This window comes from Rhodococcus aetherivorans (assembly GCF_011058165.1).
Classification (GTDB): domain Bacteria; phylum Actinomycetota; class Actinomycetes; order Mycobacteriales; family Mycobacteriaceae; genus Rhodococcus; species Rhodococcus aetherivorans.
Genome location: NZ_JAALEG010000001.1, coordinates 149,958 through 169,948, shown reverse-complemented (window position 1 = coordinate 169,948; position 19,991 = coordinate 149,958). Strand labels below are relative to the sequence as shown.

Annotated in this window: 22 protein-coding genes and 2 tRNA genes; 15 read left to right on the top strand and 9 right to left on the bottom strand. The window is 73.6% G+C overall.

Going from position 1 to position 19,991, the window contains the following annotated elements; genetic code table 11:
• Nucleotides 1–67 precede the first annotated feature (67 nt).
• The 5 genes from mshC to G6039_RS00785 are packed head-to-tail and all read right to left on the bottom strand — an operon-like array spanning nucleotide 68 to nucleotide 4,378.
• Complete coding sequence (gene mshC / locus G6039_RS00805; protein ID WP_029543703.1) at nucleotides 68–1,309, bottom strand: cysteine--1-D-myo-inosityl 2-amino-2-deoxy-alpha-D-glucopyranoside ligase; 1,242 nt, start codon at nucleotides 1,307–1,309, stop codon at nucleotides 68–70.
• Between the two features lie 51 nt (nucleotides 1,310–1,360).
• A complete protein-coding gene (locus tag G6039_RS00800) occupies nucleotides 1,361–2,164 on the bottom strand; it encodes an SCO1664 family protein (protein WP_006939364.1) in 804 nt (267 codons plus the stop codon).
• Nucleotides 2,165–2,168: 4 nt separating this feature from the next.
• The gene (locus tag G6039_RS00795) at nucleotides 2,169–2,753 is read right to left on the bottom strand and encodes a DUF3090 domain-containing protein (protein ID WP_006939363.1); all 585 of its coding nucleotides are present in this window, start codon (nucleotides 2,751–2,753) and stop codon (nucleotides 2,169–2,171) included.
• Between the two features lie 42 nt (nucleotides 2,754–2,795).
• Nucleotides 2,796–3,476, bottom strand: coding sequence for a histidine phosphatase family protein (locus tag G6039_RS00790; protein WP_006939362.1), 681 nt, complete (start codon nucleotides 3,474–3,476; stop codon nucleotides 2,796–2,798).
• A gap of 56 nt (nucleotides 3,477–3,532) precedes the next feature.
• A complete protein-coding gene (locus G6039_RS00785) occupies nucleotides 3,533–4,378 on the bottom strand; it encodes an undecaprenyl-diphosphate phosphatase (RefSeq protein ID WP_170914091.1) in 846 nt (281 codons plus the stop codon).
• A 191-nt stretch (nucleotides 4,379–4,569) separates the two neighbouring features.
• Here G6039_RS00785 and G6039_RS00780 point away from each other — a divergent pair, with 191 nt between their 5' ends.
• From G6039_RS00780 to G6039_RS00760, 5 genes are all read left to right on the top strand, one after another.
• Nucleotides 4,570–5,508 (top strand): aldo/keto reductase, encoded by a 939-nt coding sequence (locus G6039_RS00780; RefSeq protein ID WP_029543698.1) that lies wholly within the window; start codon nucleotides 4,570–4,572, stop codon nucleotides 5,506–5,508.
• A 108-nt stretch (nucleotides 5,509–5,616) separates the two neighbouring features.
• On the top strand, nucleotides 5,617–6,291 hold the full coding sequence (locus G6039_RS00775) for a biliverdin-producing heme oxygenase (RefSeq protein ID WP_006939358.1): 675 nt from the start codon (nucleotides 5,617–5,619) through the stop codon (nucleotides 6,289–6,291).
• A complete protein-coding gene (locus G6039_RS00770) occupies nucleotides 6,288–7,298 on the top strand; it encodes a heme/hemin ABC transporter substrate-binding protein (RefSeq protein WP_029543695.1) in 1,011 nt (336 codons plus the stop codon). Before G6039_RS00775 ends, G6039_RS00770 begins: the two co-directional genes overlap by 4 nt.
• Nucleotides 7,295–8,374: a FecCD family ABC transporter permease gene (locus G6039_RS00765; protein ID WP_006939355.1), complete on the top strand. Its 1,080-nt coding sequence runs from the start codon at nucleotides 7,295–7,297 to the stop codon at nucleotides 8,372–8,374. The genes G6039_RS00770 and G6039_RS00765 overlap by 4 nt, the downstream gene beginning before the upstream one ends.
• Nucleotides 8,371–9,273 carry a heme ABC transporter ATP-binding protein gene (locus G6039_RS00760; protein ID WP_006939353.1) on the top strand — a complete coding sequence of 301 codons (903 nt, stop codon included), beginning with the start codon at nucleotides 8,371–8,373 and terminating at the stop codon, nucleotides 9,271–9,273. Before G6039_RS00765 ends, G6039_RS00760 begins: the two co-directional genes overlap by 4 nt.
• On the opposite strand, the gene G6039_RS00755 is transcribed toward G6039_RS00760, so the two are convergent.
• Entirely contained in the window at nucleotides 9,226–9,573 is a 348-nt protein-coding gene (locus G6039_RS00755) for a hypothetical protein (RefSeq protein ID WP_006939351.1), read from the bottom strand. The genes G6039_RS00760 and G6039_RS00755 overlap by 48 nt on opposite strands.
• A gap of 138 nt (nucleotides 9,574–9,711) precedes the next feature.
• Here G6039_RS00755 and G6039_RS00750 point away from each other — a divergent pair, with 138 nt between their 5' ends.
• The 3 genes from G6039_RS00750 to G6039_RS00740 are packed head-to-tail and all read left to right on the top strand — an operon-like array spanning nucleotide 9,712 to nucleotide 12,094.
• Nucleotides 9,712–10,722, top strand: coding sequence for an NHL repeat-containing protein (locus G6039_RS00750; RefSeq protein WP_043798797.1), 1,011 nt, complete (start codon nucleotides 9,712–9,714; stop codon nucleotides 10,720–10,722).
• Nucleotides 10,722–10,982 carry a DUF5703 family protein gene (locus G6039_RS00745; RefSeq protein WP_006939347.1) on the top strand — a complete coding sequence of 87 codons (261 nt, stop codon included), beginning with the start codon at nucleotides 10,722–10,724 and terminating at the stop codon, nucleotides 10,980–10,982. The genes G6039_RS00750 and G6039_RS00745 overlap by 1 nt, the downstream gene beginning before the upstream one ends.
• 41 nt (nucleotides 10,983–11,023) lie before the next feature.
• On the top strand, nucleotides 11,024–12,094 hold the full coding sequence (locus tag G6039_RS00740; RefSeq protein ID WP_006939345.1) for a quinone-dependent dihydroorotate dehydrogenase: 1,071 nt from the start codon (nucleotides 11,024–11,026) through the stop codon (nucleotides 12,092–12,094).
• Between the two features lie 110 nt (nucleotides 12,095–12,204).
• On the opposite strand, the gene G6039_RS00735 is transcribed toward G6039_RS00740, so the two are convergent.
• Both G6039_RS00735 and G6039_RS00730 read right to left on the bottom strand, forming a co-directional pair.
• Nucleotides 12,205–12,738 carry a YbhB/YbcL family Raf kinase inhibitor-like protein gene (locus G6039_RS00735; protein ID WP_006939343.1) on the bottom strand — a complete coding sequence of 178 codons (534 nt, stop codon included), beginning with the start codon at nucleotides 12,736–12,738 and terminating at the stop codon, nucleotides 12,205–12,207.
• Nucleotides 12,739–12,767: 29 nt separating this feature from the next.
• The gene (locus G6039_RS00730) at nucleotides 12,768–14,129 is read right to left on the bottom strand and encodes a M20/M25/M40 family metallo-hydrolase (protein WP_029543687.1); all 1,362 of its coding nucleotides are present in this window, start codon (nucleotides 14,127–14,129) and stop codon (nucleotides 12,768–12,770) included.
• A gap of 113 nt (nucleotides 14,130–14,242) precedes the next feature.
• On the opposite strand from G6039_RS00730, the gene G6039_RS00725 reads away from it, so the two are divergent.
• Nucleotides 14,243–14,328, top strand: a tRNA-Leu gene (locus G6039_RS00725).
• 225 nt (nucleotides 14,329–14,553) lie between these two features.
• A tRNA-Leu gene (locus tag G6039_RS00720) sits at nucleotides 14,554–14,639 on the top strand.
• A gap of 76 nt (nucleotides 14,640–14,715) precedes the next feature.
• On the opposite strand, the gene G6039_RS00715 is transcribed toward G6039_RS00720, so the two are convergent.
• On the bottom strand, nucleotides 14,716–14,940 hold the full coding sequence (locus tag G6039_RS00715; RefSeq protein WP_029543684.1) for a PLDc N-terminal domain-containing protein: 225 nt from the start codon (nucleotides 14,938–14,940) through the stop codon (nucleotides 14,716–14,718).
• A 146-nt stretch (nucleotides 14,941–15,086) separates the two neighbouring features.
• Between G6039_RS00715 and G6039_RS00710 the strand changes: the two genes are divergently transcribed.
• From G6039_RS00710 to G6039_RS00690, 5 genes are all read left to right on the top strand, one after another.
• Complete coding sequence (locus tag G6039_RS00710; RefSeq protein WP_006939337.1) at nucleotides 15,087–16,529, top strand: SDR family oxidoreductase; 1,443 nt, start codon at nucleotides 15,087–15,089, stop codon at nucleotides 16,527–16,529.
• 140 nt (nucleotides 16,530–16,669) lie between these two features.
• On the top strand, nucleotides 16,670–17,068 hold the full coding sequence (locus G6039_RS00705; protein WP_006939335.1) for a universal stress protein: 399 nt from the start codon (nucleotides 16,670–16,672) through the stop codon (nucleotides 17,066–17,068).
• Nucleotides 17,069–17,115: 47 nt separating this feature from the next.
• Nucleotides 17,116–17,502 carry a DUF2784 domain-containing protein gene (locus G6039_RS00700; protein ID WP_006939334.1) on the top strand — a complete coding sequence of 129 codons (387 nt, stop codon included), beginning with the start codon at nucleotides 17,116–17,118 and terminating at the stop codon, nucleotides 17,500–17,502.
• 10 nt (nucleotides 17,503–17,512) lie between these two features.
• Nucleotides 17,513–18,757: a saccharopine dehydrogenase family protein gene (locus G6039_RS00695; RefSeq protein ID WP_006939333.1), complete on the top strand. Its 1,245-nt coding sequence runs from the start codon at nucleotides 17,513–17,515 to the stop codon at nucleotides 18,755–18,757.
• Nucleotides 18,758–19,041: 284 nt separating this feature from the next.
• Nucleotides 19,042–19,986, top strand: a complete 945-nt coding sequence (locus tag G6039_RS00690) for a sulfite exporter TauE/SafE family protein (RefSeq protein WP_006939331.1) — start codon at nucleotides 19,042–19,044, stop codon at nucleotides 19,984–19,986.
• Nucleotides 19,987–19,991: the final 5 nt, after the last annotated feature.

Sequence of the window (19,991 nt, the reverse complement as noted above, 5' to 3'; positions counted from 1 at the left end):
CGAGTGTGCGCATCTCGTTGTTACGCCTCGGCGTGTCGCGACGAGATGTGCACACTCGAAATGCGTTCTATCGCAGCGGGATGCCGAGCAGGGCGTCGACGGCGTCCGCGAACGCGGCGGGTGCCGACGGGTCGTCGCCACCGCGCTCGACCGCGAACTTCGCCCACGCATCCAGTGCGTCGAGGGCCTTGGGCGTGTCGAGGTCGTCGGCGAGGTGCTGGCGCAGCCGGGCGACGGTGTCGTCGACCGAAGCCGCGGACGGCAGCGCCGCGGCGTCGCGCCACAGGGCGAGGCGGGCCTGGGCGTCGGCGAGGACCTGATCGGTCCAGGCGCGGTCGGTGCGGTAGTGCCCGGCGAGCAGGCCCAGGCGGAGGGCGGCGGGGTCGACGCCCTGGCCGCGGAGCTTGGAGACGAACACGAGGTTGCCGCGGGACTTGGACATCTTCTCGCCGTCGAGGCCGATCATCCCGGTGTGCACGTAGTGCCGGGCGAAGCGGCGGTCGCCGGTGACTGCCTCGGCGTGGGCAGCGGAGAATTCGTGGTGGGGGAAGATCAGGTCGCTGCCGCCGCCCTGGACGTCGAAGCCGCTGCCGATGCGGTTGAGGGCGATGGCGGCGCATTCGATGTGCCAGCCGGGGCGGCCGTCGCCGAACGGGGACGGCCAGGCCGGTTCGCCGGGCCGCTGCGCGCGCCAGAGCAGGGCGTCGAGCGGGTCGCGCTTGCCGGGCCGGTCGGGGTCGCCGCCGCGTTCGGCGAAGAAGTGCTCCATGGTGGCGCGGTCGTAGCCGGATTCGTAGCCGAACTGCTCGGTGGCGTCGGCGCGGAAGTACACGTCGGGGTATTCGGCGTCGTCGACGATGTACGCGGCGCCGGAGGCGACGAGTTTCTCGACCAGTTCGACGACCTCGCCGACGGATTCGACGGCGCCGATGTAGTCGCGGGGCGGCAGGACGCGCAGCGCCTCCATGTCCTCGCGGAACAGGGCGGTCTCGCGCATGCCGAGGACGATCCAGTCCTCGCCGTCGCGGGCGGCCCGTTCGAACAGCGGGTCGTCGACGTCGGTGACGTTCTGGACGTAGTGCACGTCGTGGCCGGCGTCGCGCCACACGCGGTGGACCAGGTCGAAGGCGAGGTAGGTGGCGGCGTGACCGAGGTGGGTGGCGTCGTAGGGGGTGATGCCGCAGACGTACATCGTGGCCGTGGGGCCCGGGGTGACGGGGCGGACCGCGCGATCGGCGGTGTCGTACAGCCGGAGCGGGGGGCCCTGACCGGGGACGGACGGGAGCGCGATGTCGGACCATGACAGCATGCGCACGAGCCTAGTAGAGGGCGCGGGCGGCTCCGGACGGAGGCCGGGTCCTCAGAACGCCGGCCAGGGGATGCGCCGCTCTCCGACCGGGCGGGGCATGACGGGGCGGCGGAGCAGGGCGCCGACGCGGCCCCGCAGGGCGGCGACCTCGCCGGCGGTGATGTGGGTGCCCAGCCGCTGCCCGAGTTCGCCGTCGAGTTCGCGGGCGAGTTTGTCCAGGTCGACGAGCAGCGACGGGTCGACCTGGCTGCCGGCCCAGCCCCACAGCACGGTGCGCAGCTTGTTCTCCCGATGCAGGCAGATGCCGTGGTCGACGCCGTACACGCCGCCGTCGACGCCCTCGAGGGCGTGCCCGCCCTTGCGGTCGGCGTTGTTGAGGATCACGTCGAGCACGGCCATGCGCTGCAGTCGCGGGTCGTCGGCGTGGACGAGGACGACGTCGGTGCCGTCGAGGTCGCGGGCGCGCAGGACGGGCAGCCAGCCGGGCGGGACGGCGCCGATCGGGCACAGGTCGACCAGGTCGAGGCGGCCGGGCGGGTCGGCGGGGTCGGGGGTGTCGATCCACCGCTGCACCATGCCGGTCCCGAAGGGTCCCTCGCGCAGCACGGTGGTGGGGATGACGCCCCAGCCGAGGGCCTCGGAGACGAGGTAGGAGGCCACCTCCCGGCCGGCGAGGGTGCCGTCGGGGAAGTCCCACAGGGGCCGTTCGCCGCGGACGGGCTTGTACACGCAGCGCACGGTGGTCGCGTCGAGGGTGGCGTCGCACACCAGGGTGGCGTTGCTGGCGTGCACGACGCGGCCGACCACGGTGAGTTCGCCGTCGGTGAGCACGGTGCGGACGTCGGGGCTGCCCACCGGCTCAGGTCTCCTCGCCGAGCCAGGCGGCGGGATCGAAGCCCTCGGTGCGCAGGTACCCGTTGGTGCGTACGCAGATGTGGCCGCCGCCGACCGGTTCGCCGCACAGCGGGCACGGGGTGCGGCCGGCGGCGACGACGAGTTCGGACCGGGCGGCGAATTCGCGGGCCTGCTGGGGGGTGAGGAAGACGCGGACCGCGTCCGGGCCCTCCTCGGCGTCGTCGAGGACGACGGACTCGTCGACTTCGGTCTCGGTGACGGCGAGCAGCTCGACGACGACGTTGCCGCTGTCGGCGTCCCAGCCCAGGCCCATGGTCCCGACGCGGAACTCCGCGTCGATGGGGGTGACGAGCGGACTGATGTCGACGTCCGCGTCCTCGGGCAGGTCCGTGCCGAAGCGGCGGTGCACCTCCTCGAGCAGCAGGCCCATGCGGTCGGCGAGGATCTGCACCTGCTGCTTCTCGAGCATCACGCTCACCACCCGGGAGGCGTGCACGGCCTGCAGATAGAACACCCGGTCGCCGGGTTCACCGACGGTGCCGGCGACGAACCGGTCCGGGGTCCGGAAGACATGTATCGCGCGGGCCATCGCACCTCCTCGTTGTCGAATCCATCCGGTGTCGCTCTCCCATTATCCGCCGCGGGGACCGACCTCCCCGCCCGGCACGGGCGCCGGTTGCGCCGGCGGCGCGAGCCCGGACAGGTCCGAGCCGGTGTCGTTGACGCGCAGCACGAACGGGCGGGTCTCGGTGTAGCGGACGACGCTGAGGGAGGCGGGCTCGGCGACGATGCGCTGATAGCCGTCGAGGTGCGTGCCGAGCGCGTCGGCGAGGACGGCCTTGATGACGTCGCCGTGGGTGCAGGCGATCCAGACGACGTCGCCGCCGTGGGCGGCGGCGAGGCGGCCGTCGTGTTCGCGGACGGCGGTGACGGCGCGGGCCTGGACCTGTGCGAGGCCTTCGCCGTCGGGGAACACCGCGGCGGAGGCGTGCTGCTGGACCACCTTCCACAGCGGTTCCTTCAGCAGGTCACCGAGTTCGCGGCCGGTCCACTGCCCGTAGTCCACCTCGACGAGGCGGTCGTCGACGAGGGGGGTCAGGCCGCGGTCGGCGGCGAGGGGGGTCACCGTCTGGCGGCAGCGCAGCAGCGGCGAGTGCACGATCTCGGCGATGGTGAGGCCGGCGAGCCGGTCGACGAGGCCCTTGGCCTGGATGTGGCCCATCTCGTCGAGTTCGACGCCGGGGGTGCGGCCGGCGAGGACCCGGGAGGTGTTCGCCGTCGAGCGCCCGTGCCGCAGCAGGATGACCGTCATGAAGCCAGCCTAATGGGCCGGGCGCCCGACGAGCGGGCCCGGCGTGGGTCCCGGGGTCAGGTGGCCGAGATGGTGCCGGTGGCGAGCAGGGCCAGGACGACGGCGCCGAGGGCGATGCGGTAGCCGACGAACCAGTACATCGAGTGGTTGACGACGAACCTGAGCAACCAGGCGATCGAGGCGTAGCCGACGGCGAATGCGACGGCAGTGGCGACGAACAGCTGGGCGCCGGAGGCGTTGAGGCCCTCCCCGGCGGGTTCGAACGCGTCCGGGAGGCTGAACAGGCCGGAGGCGACGACGGCGGGGATGGCGAGCAGGAACGAGTACCGGGCGGCGGCCTCGCGGGTCAGGCCGAGGAACAGGCCGGCGCTGATGGTGCCGCCGGAGCGGGACACCCCGGGGATCAGGGCCAGTGCCTGCGCGCTGCCCATGAGGATGCCGTCGCGGAGGGTGAGTTCGTCGAGCTTGCGGGTCTTGCGGCCGTAGCGTTCGGCGGCGGCGATGACGAGGGCGAACACGATGAGCATGGTGGCGATGAGCCACAGGTTGCGGGCGCCGGTGCGGATCTGGTCCTTGAACAGGAATCCGAGGACGCCGACGGGGATGGTGCCGACGATCACGTACCAGCCCATGCGGTAGTCGAGGTCGCTGCGGTGTTCGCGGTGGGCGAGGCCACGGAACCACGCGGCGACGATGCGGACGATGTCCTTGCCGAAGAAGACCAGGACGGCCGCCTCGGTGCCGAGCTGGGTGACGGCGGTGAAGGACGCGCCGGCGTCGGTGCCGAAGAAGATCTCCGAGACGATCCGCAGGTGGCCGGAGGACGAGATCGGGAGGAACTCGGTCAGACCCTGCACGAGGCCGAGGACGAGGGTCTGGAGCCAGGTCATGGATTCGCCGATCACGCGGCGACCTCCGGGTGATCGTGGGGACGGTCGCCGGGGGTGGGGTCGATTTTCACCTGGGCGAGGGTACGCGGCGCGGCGGAACGGTTTTCGCGGCCTCGCGGCACTAGGGTGCTGGGTCAGGGGCGGCGGTCGCGGCTGCGGCGGATCGGCCCCGTCGGTCGGATGGTCACGAGGCGCGGGCGGATATGGAACACAGAACGGTGGGTGCGAGCGGGCTGCGGGTCTCGCGGCTCGGTCTGGGCACCCTGAGCTGGGGACGCGGCACGGACGGGGACGAGGCGGCGGCGCAGCTGTCGGCGTTCGTCGACGCCGGCGGCACCCTGGTCGACACGTCCCCCGCCTACGGCGACGGGGTGGCACAGCGGATCCTGGCGGAGCTGCTCGACGACGTGGTGCCGCGGGATCAGCTGGTGGTGTCCGGCAGCTCGGGCATCGACACCTCGAAGGTCGGGGCGGGCCGGGTGGACTGTTCCCGTGCGGGCCTGCTCACGCAGCTGGACCGCACGTTGCGGGAGCTGGGCACCGACCACCTGGACCTGTGGCAGGTGGCGACGTGGGATCCGCGGACGCCGGTCGACGAGGTCGCGGCGGCGCTGGAGTTCGCGGTGACCAGCGGCCGGGCCCGGTACGTGGGGGTGCGTGGGTACCTGGGCTGGCAGCTGGCGACGGCCGCGGCGGTGGCGACGCGCCACGCGCCGCTGGTGGCGACGCAGGTGGAGTACTCGCTGCTCGCGCGCGGGGTCGAGGAGGAGCTGATCCCGGCGGCGCTGCACCACGGGGTGGGGGTGTTCGCGGCGGTGCCGCTGGCGGGCGGGGTGTTGACGGGCAAGTACCGCGACGGCATCCCGGCGGACTCGCGCGGCGCCGACGACGTGCACACCGAGGAGGTGCGCAGCTATCTGACCGAGCCGGCGGCGCGGGTGGTCGAGGCGGTGGCGACGGCCGCGGACGGGCTCGGGACGTCGCCGCTGGCGGTGGCGCTGGCGTGGGTGCGGGACCGGCCGGCGGTGGCGTCCACGGTGGTCGGCGCGCGGGATCTGGCGCAGCTGACTGGGGTGCTGGTGGCCGAGGAGCTGGAGTTGCCGGCCGCGATCGCGGCCGCGCTCGACGACGTCAGTGCGTGACCTCGGACACGTCGCCCCCCGGATCCGCCGCCGGGTCAGGTTAGCCTGTCTTCTAGGTCGGCGTGGGTGCGCCGACGGTGGACGTCGGGCACGAGGAGGAACCGGTCGATGACCGCGATCGAGGTCACGGGGTTCGCGGAACGGCTCCGGCGCGAGACGGCGCAGGCGCACAGCGACACCGAGAACGCGCAGTTCGTCACCGAACTGCTGGCCGGCCGGCTCACCCGGGAGGGCTACGCGGCGCTGCTCGCCCAGTCGTGGTTCGTCTACGAGGCGCTCGAGCGGGTGGGCCGGGGCCACGCCGGGGACCCGATCGCCGGGCCCTTCCTGGACGACGCGTTGCTGCGCACCCCGGCGCTCGAGGCGGATCTGACGTTCCTGCTCGGCCCGCGGTGGCGGGAGACCATCGCGCCGCTGCCCGCGGCCGAGCGGTACGTCGCGCGGCTCGAGCGGGTGGCCGCGGCGCGGCCGGAGGTGTTCCTGGCCCACCACTACCTGCGGTATCTGGGGGACCTGTCCGGCGGCCAGATCATCCGGCGCATGCTCGAGCGGGCCTACGGGTTCGACCGGGACGGGCTGCGGTTCTACATCTTCGACGACATTCCCAAGCCCAAACCGTTCAAGGACGCCTACCGGGCGAAGCTGGACGCGGCGCCGCTCGACGAGGTGCAGCAGCGCACGGTGATCGACGAGGCCAACCTCGTGTTCGGGCTCAACGGCGACCTGTTCGCCGACCTGGCCGCCGACCTCGATCGGTACCGCACGACCCCTCCCCTGCCATGACGCGGCGCGGCCTCTTCGCGTTCCTCGCCGCGGCGCTCGCGCTCGTCGCGCTCGTCGCCGGCTGTTCGGCCGCCCCGACCGGGGGTGCCGGGACCGGGGCGCGCACCGCGGTGGTGGACGACCCGAACCCGCGGCCGATCACCGAGGCTCCCGCCCCGGCGCTGCCGGTGACGGTCCGCAGCGTCGACGGCGCCGAGGTCACCGTCACCGACGTCGCCCGCATCGTCACCGCCGACCGGTCGGGCACCCTCGCGCAGACCGTGTTCGCCCTCGGTCTCGGGGACCGGCTGGTGGGGCGGTCGACGGCGGGTTTCCCCGCCGTCGAGCAGGTGCCCAATGTCACCCCCGGTGGGCACGGGCTCTCGGCCGAGGCGATCCTGGCCCTGGCCCCGACGGTGGTGCTGACCGACACGTCGGTCGGCCCGCTGGCGGTGCAGGAGCAGCTTCGGGCCGCGGGCGTGCCGGTGGTGTTCGTCGACCCGCGCCGCACTCTCGCGACGGTCGGCGAGCAGATCCGTTTCGTGGCCCGGGCCCTCGGCGTGCCCGCGGCGGGTGAGGCCCTGGCCCAGCGCACCGACGACGAGATCGCCTCGGCCCGCGCGGCCGTGCCGGACGACGGCGACCGCCCGACCGTGGCGTTCCTGTACCTGCGCGGGTCGGCGATCAAGATGCTCGGCGGTCCCGGGTCGGGCGCCGACGCGCTCGTCGAGGCCCTCGGTGGCCGCGACGCGGGCACCGTCGCCGGCTTGACCTCCGAGTTCACCCCGATCACCAGCGAGGCGATGATCGCGTCCGCCCCCGATGTGATCTTGATCATGACCGAGAGCCTCGCCTCCGTCGGCGGACCCGCGGGGCTCGCCCAGCTGCCCGGCGTCGCGCAGACCCCCGCCGGGCGCGACGGCAACGTCGTCGACATGGCCGACTCGGTGCTGCTGAGCTTCGGCCCGGACACCGGGCGGGTGCTCGCCGCGCTCGCCGCTGCGCTCTATCCCGCCGCGCCGGCATGAGCGCCGTCGACACCGCCGCGCCCGCCCGGCTGCCCGCCGCGCACCGCGGCCGGACCGCCGCGGTGGTCGCGGGCCTGACGGTCGCGCTGCTGGTGCTGGCGGTGCTCTCGGCGTGCCTCGGGCAGGTGCCCACGTCGCCGGCCGAGGTGATCGGCAGCGTGCTGCACCGCGCCGGGCTCGACCTGGGGCCGCTGCCCGCCCACCCGGCCGGGGAGGTCACGCTGTGGGAGGTGCGGTTCCCGCGGGTGGTGCTGGCCGTCCTGGTCGGCGCGTCGCTGGGCTGCGCGGGGGCCCTGTTGCAGGGGGTGTTCGCCAACCCGCTGGCCGAGCCCGGCGTGATCGGCGTGTCCGCGGGCGCCGCCGTCGGCGCGTGCGCCGCGATCGTGCTCGGCGGCGCGTTCACCGCCGGATGGGCCCTGGCCGGCGCCGCGTTCGCCACCGGTCTGCTGACCACGAGCCTGGTGTACGTGCTCTCGCGTTCCGAGGGCCGCACCGAGGTGGTGACGGTCATCCTCACCGGCGTGGCGGTCAACGCGTTCGCCGGCGGCCTGATCGCCCTGTTCACCTTCGTCGCCACCCCCGCCGCCCGCGACCAGATCGTCTTCTGGCAGCTCGGCAGCCTGGGCGGGGCCACGTGGGACGTCGTGGCGGTGGTCGCGCCGCTGGCGCTGGGCGGGATCGCGGCGGCCGTCGTGCTCGCCCCGAAGCTGGACCTGCTCGCCCTCGGCGAGCACGTCGCGCGGCATCTCGGTGTCGACGTCGAACGGGTGCGGCAGGCCGCCATCGTGATCGTCGCCGTGCTGGTGTGCTCCGGGGTCGCGTTCACCGGCATCATCCTGTTCGTCGGCCTTGTGGTGCCGCACCTGATGCGGATCGCGCTCGGGCCCGCGCACCGCGTGCTGATCCCCGCCGCCGCGCTGTGCGGCGCGGTGGTGCTGCTGGCCGCGGACCTCGGCGCCCGCACCCTGGTGGAGAACGCGGACCTGCCGCTGGGCATGCTGACCTCGCTGGTCGGCGGCCCGGTGTTCTTCTGGATGCTGCGCCGCACCCGGGCGCGCCAGGGAGGCTGGGCGTGAGCCCGCGCCTGCCGTGGCCGGACCGGCATGTACCGGCCCGTGCCGGCCGCGGCGCGGTGACGCTGCGCGCCGCCGGGGTGCGGGTCCGCCGCGGGGACCGCGTCGTCCTCGACGGCGTCGACCTCGAGGTGCGGGTCGGGGAGGTGCTCGCGCTCGTCGGCCCCAACGGCGCCGGCAAGTCCACCCTGCTGGCCGCGCTCGCCGGCGACCATCCCGTCGCCGCGGGCCGCGTGGCGGTCGGCGACCGCCCGCTGGAGGAGTTCTCGGCCGCCGCCCTGGCACGTCGACGGGCGGTGCTGCCGCAGCAGCACGCCGTCGGCTTCGCGTTCACCGCGCTGGAGGTGGTGCGGATGGGTCGCGCGGCGTGGGCGCGCACCGGGCGCAGCCGGGACGACGACGCCCTGGTGGCAGCCGCGCTGACCGAGGCCGACGTCACGCACCTGGCGCACCGGCCGTTCCCCGCGCTCTCCGGCGGCGAACGGGCCCGGGTGGCGCTGGCGCGGGTACTGGCCCAGGACACCGAGACGCTGCTGCTCGACGAGCCCACCGCCGCGCTCGATCTGGGCCATCAGGAGACGGTGATGCAGGTGGTGCGGGCCCGCGCCGACGCGGGCACCGCCGTCGTGGTGGTGCTGCACGACCTGGACCTGGCCGCGGCGTACGCCGACCGGATCTGCGTGCTCGAACGGGGCCGCGTCGCCGCCGACGGCCCGCCCGCGCAGGTGCTGACCGGCGAGCTGCTCACCCGCGTGTACGACTACCCGGTGCGGGTCCACGCCCATCCCGAGACCGGCGCACCGCTGGTGCTGCCGCACCGGCCGCCGCGGCACCGCGAGGCGGGTGCGGCGGGGTCAGCGGCCCGGCAGCAGCCCGAGCACGCGGTCGAGCAGCGTCGGTGACCGGCACGGCCGGGCGCGCGCGACGGTGTCCCGCACCGCCGCCACCACGCTGCGTTCGTCGGCGAGGTCGATCTCCGCGACCGACGCCCGGGCCCGGGCGATCACGTCCGCCGCGGTGGGGACGGCGACACGGCCCGCGGGCCGGTACACCTCCACCCGCAGCGTCTTGCGGCGCACCCGGAACGAGAACGGCTGTCCCTCGTCGGTGCGACCGAACCCGTGCGCGTGGACGCCCGGGCTGACGTATTCGACGGCGAAGCCGTCGGCGGGCACGTCGGCCGAGCCGGTGGGCCAGGTCACATCGGTCTCCTCGCGGGGTGGAGGGCGGGCGAGGCGCCTGCGGCGGCGCCGCGGCGATCAGGAACACTGGGGGTCGGGTGCGGGGCCGGCGACGGTGCCGCCCCGGACCGACCGTGGACGAGTACGAGGAGCGAGACGATGGGCAGACCGGCAGCACGTGGCGCCGCCGCGGCGGTGGGGTTCGCGTTGGCGCTGGTCACCGGGTGTTCCTCCTCGAACAGCGGCGACAACTTGCCCACCATCGACGCGGCCACGCCGGCCGTGGCTCCGGCGCCGGCCGTCCCGCCGGCGGGAACGGTGCAGGCGCTGGGCCGTGCCGTCGACGCCCTCACCGTCGATCCTGGCACGAGTACGGTCGCCGCGCTCACCGACGACGGGTCGCGGCTGCTGCTGCTCGGGGCCGCCGATCCGGCCGCGACGCCCCGCGAGGTCGCGCTGCCGGCCGCGGCGGTGACCGTGGTTCCCGGGGCCGACGGCGAGGTCCTGGCCCCCGGTCCCGGAGTCGTCGCGCGGGTGGATGTGCGGGCGGGCACCGTCGCCGAGGTGCCGGTCGACGGCGACGCCCGCGCCGCGGCCGTGCTGGCGGACGGCCGCCTCGCCGTGGGCACCGCCGACGGTGTCACCCACGTCGTCGACCCGGCGTCGGGTGCGACGCAGACCGTCCCCGGCCTGGCCTCGGTCGACGCGCTCGCCGCCGTGGGCACGTCGCTCGCCGCCCTGGACCGTCGCCAGACCTCGCTGACCGAGGTCGACGTCGCCGACGGTGATCTGGGGCTGGCGTTGCGCGCCGGGGAGGGCGCCACGCAGCTGACCACCGATCCGTTCGGCCGGGTGCTGGTGACCGACACCCGCGGCGGGGAACTGCACGTGTACACCCTCGACCCGCTGGTGCTGCGCCAGCGTTACCCGGTGCCGAACGCCCCGTACGGCGTCGCCTACGACACCGCGAACGATCTCGTGTGGGTCACCTCGACCGGCAGCAACGAGGTCATCGGCTACGATCTGTCGACCGGGATTCCGCAGGAGCGGGGCCGGTACGCGACGGTGCGGCAACCGAACTCGGTGGCGGTCGACGCCACCGACGCGGTCCTGGTGATCGGGTCCGCGACCGGGGACGGACTGCAGCGGATCCCGATCGGGGGTGTGTGATGGCAGGGGCACGCGAGGTGGGCGGCCGGTGGACCCGGCTGCCGGTGGGCTGGGACACCAGCAACGACGAGTACGAGTACGTGCCGCTGCGGCTGCCGCGCGACGTGTCCCGGGTCAGCGCGTCGCTGCGGCTCGCCATCCAGGCCGAGTTCCACGGCTGGGAGCTGACGCGGGTGCGGCTGTATCCCGACGGCAGCCGCCGGGTGCTGCTGCGCCGCCGCAAGACCGGCCACCACGTTCCCGAACCCACCGTTCGTTGACGCCGACCCCGGGCACCGCCCGGGCCTGCAGGGAGTGTTACGTGTATCGCTTGTTCCTTCGACTGCTGTTCCTGCTGCCGCCGGAGCGGATCCACCACATCGCGTTCACGGCGATGCGGCTCGCGACCCGGGTCCCGCCGCTGCGGGCGCTGATCGCGAAGGTCCTCGTCGTCGACGATCCGGTGCTGCGCAACACGGTGTTCGGGGTGACGTTCCCGGCCCCGCTCGGCCTCGCGGCCGGCTTCGACAAGGACGCCGCCGGGGTGAACGCCTGGGGCCCCCTCGGCTTCGGGTTCGCCGAGATCGGCACCGTCACCGCCCAGGCGCAGCCCGGCAACCCGGCGCCCCGGCTGTTCCGCCTGCCCGCGGACCGGGCGCTGATCAACCGGATGGGCTTCAACAACCACGGGGCCGGGGAGGCCGCGAACCGCCTGCGCACCCGCGTGCACACGGTCCCCATCGGCGCGAACATCGGCAAGACCAAGATCGTCGCGCCCGGGGACGCTGCCGACGACTACACCGCCAGCGCGCGGCTGCTCGGCCCGCTCGCCGACTTCCTCGTCGTCAACGTCTCCTCCCCCAACACGCCCGGGCTGCGGGACCTGCAGGCGGTCGAGTCGCTGCGGCCGCTGCTCGCGGCGGTGCTGGACACCGTGCACGTGCCGGTCCTGGTGAAGATCGCCCCCGACCTGTCCGACGACGACATCGACGCGGTGGCCGACCTCGCCGTCGAGCTCGGGCTGGCGGGCATCGTCGCCACCAACACCACCATCCGGCGGGACGGGCTGCGCACCGACCCGGCCCGGATCGCGGAGATCGGCGCCGGCGGCCTGTCCGGTCCGCCGGTCGCGGAGCGCTCGCTCGAGGTGCTGCGCCGGCTGCACGCGCGGGTCGGTGACCGGCTGGTGCTGATTTCGGTCGGCGGCGTCGAGACCGCCGAGCAGGCGTGGGAGCGGATCCTCGCCGGCGCGTCGCTGGTGCAGGGCTACACCGGTTTCATCTACGGCGGCCCGTTCTGGGCGCGCCGCATCCACAAGGGCCTCGCCCGCAAGGTGCGGGCCGCGGGCTTCGGTTCGGTCGCCGAGGCGGTCGGCGCGGACGCCCGCGTCTGATCCGCCGAGCCCGGCTCGGCGGGCCGGGACACGCCCGTCCGGACAGGCACACCCGTCCGGACGGGTGTGCCTGTCCGATTCCGGTGCGGAGGCGATCCGCGGAACGCGGTCTACTGCTCGAACGTGCCGTGCAGCGTCGCGCGCGCGATCGCGTGCGAGAACACGTTGAAGCCGAGGAACGCGGGCGTCGAGCCGGTGCCCACCCCGTCGAGCTTGTCCACGTCGAGGGCGTGCACGGCCACGATGTAGCGGTGCGGGCCGTGCCCGGCCGGCGGGGCCGCGCCGAGGAAGCGGTGCAGGCCGCCGTCGTTCTTCAGGGTGACCGCGCCCTCGGGCAGGCCGGAGCCGGTGTCGTCGCCGGCGCCGGCGGGCAGCGACGTCACCGAGGCCGGGATGTTCGCCACCGCCCAGTGCCAGAACCCGGACGCGGTCGGCGCGTCGGGGTCGAACACGGTGACGACGAAGCTCTTGGTCTCGGGGGGAAAGCCCGACCACGACAGCTGCGGGGAGATGTCCTGCCCGCCGGGAACCCCGAAGATCCCGCTGGCCTGTGCCGGCTTCAGCGGCCGACCGTCGGTGATGTCCTCGCTGGTGAGCTCGAACGTGGGCAGGTCGGGCAGCGGCGCGTACGGGTCGTGGGCCATACCGGTCCTTTCTCTGGGTGCTGGTGTGCTCAGGCGTGCAGCAGGAAGTGTTCCATGACGCGGGTGCCGAAACGCAGCGCGTCGACCGGGACACGCTCGTCCACCCCGTGGAACAGCGCGGCGAAATCCAGCTCCGGGGGCAACTGCAGCGGGGCGAACCCGAAGCAGCGGATGCCGAGCTTGGCGAAGGCCTTCGCGTCGGTGCCGCCGGAGAGCATGTAGGGCACGGTCCGGCCGAGGGGATCGTGGGCGAGGATCGCCGCGTTCATCGCCTCGACGAGGTCGCCGTCGAATGTGGTCTCGTACGAGTCGAGGTCGGTGATCCACTCGCGGGTGACGTCCGGGCCGATCAGTTCGTCGACGGTGCGTTCGAACTCGGCGCGCCGGCCCGGCAGGATGCGGCAGTCGACGACGGCCTGCGCCGTCTGGGGAATGACGTTCGCCTTGTACCCGGCGTCGAGCATGGTGGGGTTGGCGGTGTCGCGCAGGGTCGCGCCGACGATGCGGGCGATGGACCCGAGTTTGGCGAGGGTGCCGTCGAGGTCGGGCGAGGCTGGATCGAAGTCGAGTCCGGTCTCCTCGGCGACGGCGGCGAGGAACTCGGCGACGGAGTCGGTCAGCACGAGCGGGAAGGTGTGGGTGCCGAGCCGGGCGACGGCCAGGGCGAGGGCGGTGACGGCGTTGTCCTCGTGCAGGAACGAGCCGTGGCCGGCGCGGCCCTTGGCGGTCAGCCGCATCCAGCCGAGGCCCTTCTCGGCGGTCTCGACGAGGTAGAGGCGGCGCTCCCCGCCGTCCCGGCGCGGCACGGTCAGGGAGAATCCGCCGACCTCGCCGACGGCCTCGGTGATGCCGTCGAACAGGTCGGGGCGGTGCCGCACGAGCCAGTGGCTGCCGTAGGTGCCGCCGGCCTCCTCGTCGGCGAGGAACGCGAAGACCAGGTCGCGCGGCGGCACGATGTTCTCGGCCTTGAATCGGCGGGCGACGGCCAGCATCATCCCGACCATGTCCTTCATGTCGACCGCGCCGCGACCCCAGACGTAGCCGTTCTCGACGGCGCCGGAGAAGGGGTGCACGCTCCAGTCGGCCGGTTCGGCGGGGACCACGTCGAGGTGCCCGTGCAGCAGCAGTGCGCCCCGGGACGGGTCGGCACCCGGCAGGCGGGCGAACACGTTGCCCCGGCCGGGAGCCCCGGATTCGACGTATTCGGTGGTGTAGCCGACCTCCTCGAGCCGCGCCGCCACCCACATCGCGCAGTCCCGTTCGCCGCGGGTGGTGGCGAGGTCTCCGGTGTTGGAGGTGTCGAAGCGGATCAGCTGCGACACCAGGTCGACGACTTCGGCCTCGGCGCGGGATCCGCCGGCCGGCTGGGCGGGATTCGATGTTGTGGACACGGTCCCCTGTCTACCATCGATCTCGGCAAACACGCAGGTGGGCGGGGCGATTTGGGCGCCGCGACGCGGTGGGTTACTCTTTCACAGCGCCCGCGGAAGTGGGAGCGGAGCAGGTCCGAGTGGCGGAATGGCAGACGCGCTAGCTTGAGGTGCTAGTGTCCTATTAACGGACGTGGGGGTTCAAGTCCCCCCTCGGACACTCTGAGTTGAGACAGACGGCGAAGGCCCCGAACCGATCAGGTTCGGGGCCTTCGCCGTTGCGGCGCCGCGCGGCCGTCCGTCGGGCCCGGCGGCGCGCACCGCCGGAGCGTTTCCCCCGGACGCCGGGGGCGGCCGGACGCGGGCCGCTGACCAGCGGATTGGGACCGCGCGCCCGGGTAGGTTACGCTGAAACGGCACCCGCGGGAGCGGGGAGCATCAGCATGTCCGAGTGGCGGAATGGCAGACGCGCTAGCTTGAGGTGCTAGTGTCCTATTAACGGACGTGGGGGTTCAAGTCCCCCCTCGGACACTCCGAGTCGAGACAGACGGCGAAGGCCCCGAACCGATCAGGTTCAGGGCCTTCGCCGTTGCGGCGCCGGAGCCGTTCAGCCGATCCGGCCGCGGCGGAAGTACGCGATCGGACCGATCCAGTTCACGGCGATCATCGCAGCCCACTTCGCCTTGCTGCCCCCAACCTTGTCCGCCGGGCGCCGCGCCAGATCGATCCATGCCGTCGCCGCGAGCGAGAGCTGCACGCAGGCGAGCGTGAGAACGAGCGTCTGCTGCCACGGGGACAGGTCGCGGAACTTCGGGCGGCGCCGTGCGGTCATCGTCGTCTCCTGGGGTCGGGGATCCTTCCGGCCCGAGCCTGCCAGGTTTCGGGCGCCGTGGGCAGGGCCACAGGTCCCGCGGGGTCGGCCCCGCGCGCACCGCCGGATACCATCGGTCGGTACCGCACCACACGACGAACAGGCCCATGACTTCGCACACCGACGCGTCGGGCATCGACCCGGCCGACCTCGCCACCTGCCTCCGCGTCCTGTCCCTCGTGGACGAGCTCGACGCCGACCATCCGGATTCGGTGACGGTGCAGCGCGCCGTCGGGAGCATGTTCAAAAAGCTCAAGCAGTTGCGCCGCAACGAGACCCGCCGGGCCAAGGTCGCCGCGGACCGGCAGGTGCTCGCGGCGACGGCGACCGGATCGCCCACCCGCATCGACGACGAGACGGCCGGGATCGCGCTGAGCTCGAACGCACCGGGGGCGAGCGCGGGCACCCTGATCCGGCCGCGGGGCTGCTACGTGTGCAAGGACAAGTACACCCGGGTCGATGCGTTCTACCACCAGCTGTGTCCGCGCTGCGCCGCGGAGAACCACGCGAAACGGGACGCCCGTACCGATCTGACGGGACGGCGGGCGCTGCTCACCGGCGGCCGCGCCAAGATCGGCATGTACATCGCGTTGCGGCTGCTGCGGGACGGCGCCCACCTGACGATCACGACCCGCTTCCCGAACGACGCGATCCGCCGCTTCGCCGCCATGGACGACAGCCCCGACTGGCTGCACCGGCTGCGGATCGTCGGCATCGACCTGCGCGACCCCGCCCAGGTCGTGGCGCTCGCGGACGACGTGGCCGCGCAGGGCCCGCTGGACATCCTCGTCAACAACGCCGCGCAGACCGTGCGCCGCTCCCCCGGCGCGTACTCCGCCCTCGCCGAGTCCGAGTCCGGCCCGTTGCCGGCGGGTCCGTTGCCGGAGGTGCTCACCTTCGGCAAACCCTCGGACGCCCATCCGGCCGCGCTGGCCGGGTCGCTGCCGTCCGAGCTGACCGCCGAGTCGCTCACCTCGCTCGCGCTGGTCGCCGGGTCGGCGACTCCCGCACGGATCGCCGCCGGGGTCGCGGTCGACGCCGGCGGCCTGCTGCCCGACCTGGTGCACACCAACAGCTGGGTGCAGACGGTCGGCGAGGTCGAGCCGCTCGAACTGCTCGAGGTGCAGTTGTGCAACTCCGTGGCCCCGTTCATCCTGGTCAATCGCCTGCGACCGGCCCTGGCGGCGTCCCCGGCCCGCCGCACGTACGTGGTGAACGTCTCGGCGATGGAGGGGCAGTTCGGCGGGCGCCGGTACAAGGGCGCCGGGCACCCGCACACCAACATGGCCAAGGCCGCGCTGAACATGCTCACCCGCACCAGCGCCGAGGACCTGCGCGCCGACGGGATCCTCATGACCGCCGTCGACACCGGCTGGATCACCGACGAACGGCCCCACCACACGAAGCTGCGCCTGGCCGACGAGGGCTTCCACGCCCCGCTCGACCTCGTCGACGGGGCGGCCCGCGTGTACGACCCGATCGTGCAGGGCGAGGCCGGGGTGGACCTGTACGGCTGCTTCCTCAAGGACTACCGCCCGGCCCCGTGGTGAGCGCGCCGGCACCCGGCAGCTGAGATCCATCCGACACGTCCCCGCAGGTGGAGACCAGTTCCACACCGCCGGGAGCGGCCAGGGAGACCCCCGGACGGGGATACTGGAAGGCACACGTCACCGCCGCCCCGGAGGACCCCATGCCCGTTGCCGTAGTCCACGCCGCGACCCCGGAAGGACATGCCGCGCTCACCACGGCCGCCCGCGAGGCCGCACACAGCGACGGCACGACCCTCGTGCTCGTCGCGGTCGACGACGACGGCCCGTCCGGGCAGCGGGAACTCGAGTCGGTCCGCACGGACGTCACCGCCGCCCTCGGCGCCGACGGGTGGGAGCTGCGGACGGCGGTGCACGACGGGGACCCGGTCGGCGCCCTCGTCGACCTGGTGGAGCGGTCCGGCGCGGAACGTCTCGTGGTGGGCACCCGCGACCGCAACGCGCTCGGCAAGTTCCTGCTGGAACGACGCCTGCAGCGGCTGCTGCTCGAGGTGCCGGTGCCCGTCCTCGTCGTCAAGGGCACCGACGCGGACGCAGGATAGAAGCCCGGAACTGCCGCTCCCCCGCCCGATCCGGATAGGCTGGCGGCATGGCGTACCGGCTGTTGGCCGACGTCACCGTGGTCGTGCACCTGGCCTTCCTGCTGTATGTGACGTTCGGCGGTTTCCTGGCGTGGCGGTGGCCCCGCACGCTGGTGCTGCACGTCGTGGCGGTGGTGTGGGGGTTCGCCACCGTCCTCGTCGGGTTCGACTGCCCGCTGACCGATCTGGAGAACTGGGCGCGGCGCCGCGCCGGGATCGCCGGCCTGCCGCCGAGCGGGTTCATCGACCACTACCTGACCGGGGTGATCTACCCGGAATCGGCGGTGGGGCTCGTGCGGGCCGCGGTGGCGGTGACGATCGTGGTGTCCTGGCTCGGCTGGTGGCTGCGGCGCCGTCGTGTGAGCCGCGTCGCATCCCGACTTACCCGGCAGTAGGGTGTGGCGCATGACTGCCTCCCGCGATCTCGACATCGTCGTCTACGGCGCCACCGGCTTCGTCGGCCGGCTCACCGCCGCCTACCTCGCCGAGCACGCCCCCGAAGGGGTGCGCATCGCGCTCGCCGGCCGCTCCGCCGAGCGCCTCGAACGGATCCGCACCGGGCTGGGCGCCGCCGCGGCGGCCTGGCCGGTGCTCGCGGCGGACGCCGGCGACCCGCAGTCGCTCGCCGCCCTCGCCGCCCGGACCCGCGTGGTGGTCACGACGGTCGGGCCCTACGCCAAGTACGGGCTGCCGCTGGTGCAGGCCTGTGCCGAGGCGGGCACCGACTACGTCGATCTCACCGGCGAGGTGCTGTTCCACCGCGAGAGCATCGACCGGTTCGACGACGTGGCCCGCCGCACCGGCGCCCGCATCGTCCATTCCTGCGGATTCGACTCGATCCCCTCCGACCTCGGCGTGCACGCGCTGCACCGGGCCGTACAGGCCGACGGCGCCGGCGACCTGACCGACACGACCCTGGTGGTGCGTGCGATGCGGGGCGGCGTCAGCGGCGGCACGATCGACTCGATGCGCACCCAGGTGGACGTGGTGCGCCGGGACGCCGAGGCCCGCAAGGTCGCCCTCGCCCCGTACTCGCTGTCGCCGGACCGGTCCCGCGAGCCGGACCTCGGGCGGCAGAACGACCTGGCGACCGTCGACGGGAAGTCCGTCGCCCCCGAGCTGTCCGGCCGGCTCGCACCGTTCTTCATGGGCCCCTACAACACGCGGGTGGTGCGCCGCAGCAACGCGCTCACCGGCTGGGCGTACGGGCCGCGGTTCCGCTACCGGGAGGTGATGAACGTCGGCTCGTCGCGGTTGTCGCCCCTCGTGGCGACCGGTGTCGCGGCCGGCTTCGGGGCGCTGGTGGCGGGCCTGGCGTTCCCCCCGACCCGGTTCCTGCTCGACAAGGTGCTGCCCGCGCCCGGGCAGGGCCCGTCCGAGTCGGCGCGCGAACGCGGCTTCTTCACCATCGACCTGTACACCACGACGAGCACCGGCGCCCGCTACACCGCACGCGTCGCCGCCCAGGGCGATCCCGGGTACAAGGCGACCGCGGTGATGCTCGGCGAGTCGGCGCTGTCGCTGATCCTCGGCGGCGACCGTCTCCACGCGGGCGGCGGGGTGCTCACCCCCGCGACGGCCTTCGGGGACGTGCTCACCGACCGGTTGCGCGCCGCCGGATTCGAGATCACGGCCCGGCGCCTGCCGTGACCGGCCGCGGCGGCATCCCCGGGCGCGACACGCCGCCCGAAGATGCCGCCGCCGCGCACGACCGGCTATGCTCGGACGGATCGTCGCGAGCGCGGCGGACAGCAGACCGGCGAAGGGACACGAACGTGCAGGCGACGAGCATCGCGGCGGCTCCGGCCACCCTGCTCGCGTTGATGGCGTTCTGGCCCACCCGACGGGGCGCGTGCTTCGACCAGGAGTGTTGCTGAGCGGCGTCCGCCGCCCACCCTCCCCCGGTTCGCTCCTTCGTGGTCGGAGTCTTCTGCATGTTCGCTCTCCTGGTGTTCACGCTCGTCGGTATCGGCGCACAGCTCGTCGACGGTGCCCTCGGCATGGCCTTCGGTGTCACCGCCACCACCCTCCTGATCTTCAGCGGGATCGGCCCCGCACACGCCAGCGCCGCCGTGCACCTCGCGGAGGTCGGCACCACCCTCGTCTCCGGCGCCTCGCACTGGCGGTTCCGGAACGTGGACTGGGGGGTGGTCGCGAAGCTGGGCGTGCCCGGCGCGGTCGGCGCATTCCTCGGCGCCACCGTGCTCTCCAGCCTGTCCACCGAGGCCGCGATTCCGGTGACATCGACGATCCTGCTGGCCATCGGTGTCTATGTGGCGCTGCGGTTCTCCGTCCGGCCGCCCGCCGTCGCGCACGCCCGCACCTCGCCGCACTCGGCGAGGTTCCTGTCTCCGCTGGGCCTGTTCGGCGGGTTCATCGACGCCAGCGGCGGCGGTGGATGGGGGCCGATCACCACGAGCACCCTGCTCTCCCGCGGCAAGACGGCCCCGCGGACGGTGATCGGCTCGGTCAGCGCCTCCGAGTTCCTCGTCGCGCTCGCCGCCAGCATCGGCTTCCTCGTCGGTCTCGGCCGGGAATCGCTCGGCAACCTCCTCGTCGTGGCCGGTCTCGCCCTGGGCGGGGCGATCGCCGCGCCGATCGCGGCATGGCTGGTCAGCCGGGTGCCGGCCACCCTGCTCGGCACCGCCGTCGGCGGCGTCATCGTGCTGACCAACGCGCAGAAGCTGTTCACGGCGTTCGAGATCTCCGGCACGGCCTCCACCCTGCTGTACCTGCTGATCGTGGCCGGATGGATCGCGCTGCTCACGGTCTCGTGGCGCCGCTCCCGGCTCACCCGCGCCGAATCCGCCGGTGCGCTCGAACGCCTCGAGCCGGCCCGCCCCGAACTGCGCGAGCCGGCCGCAGACCGCACGAGCTGAACCTC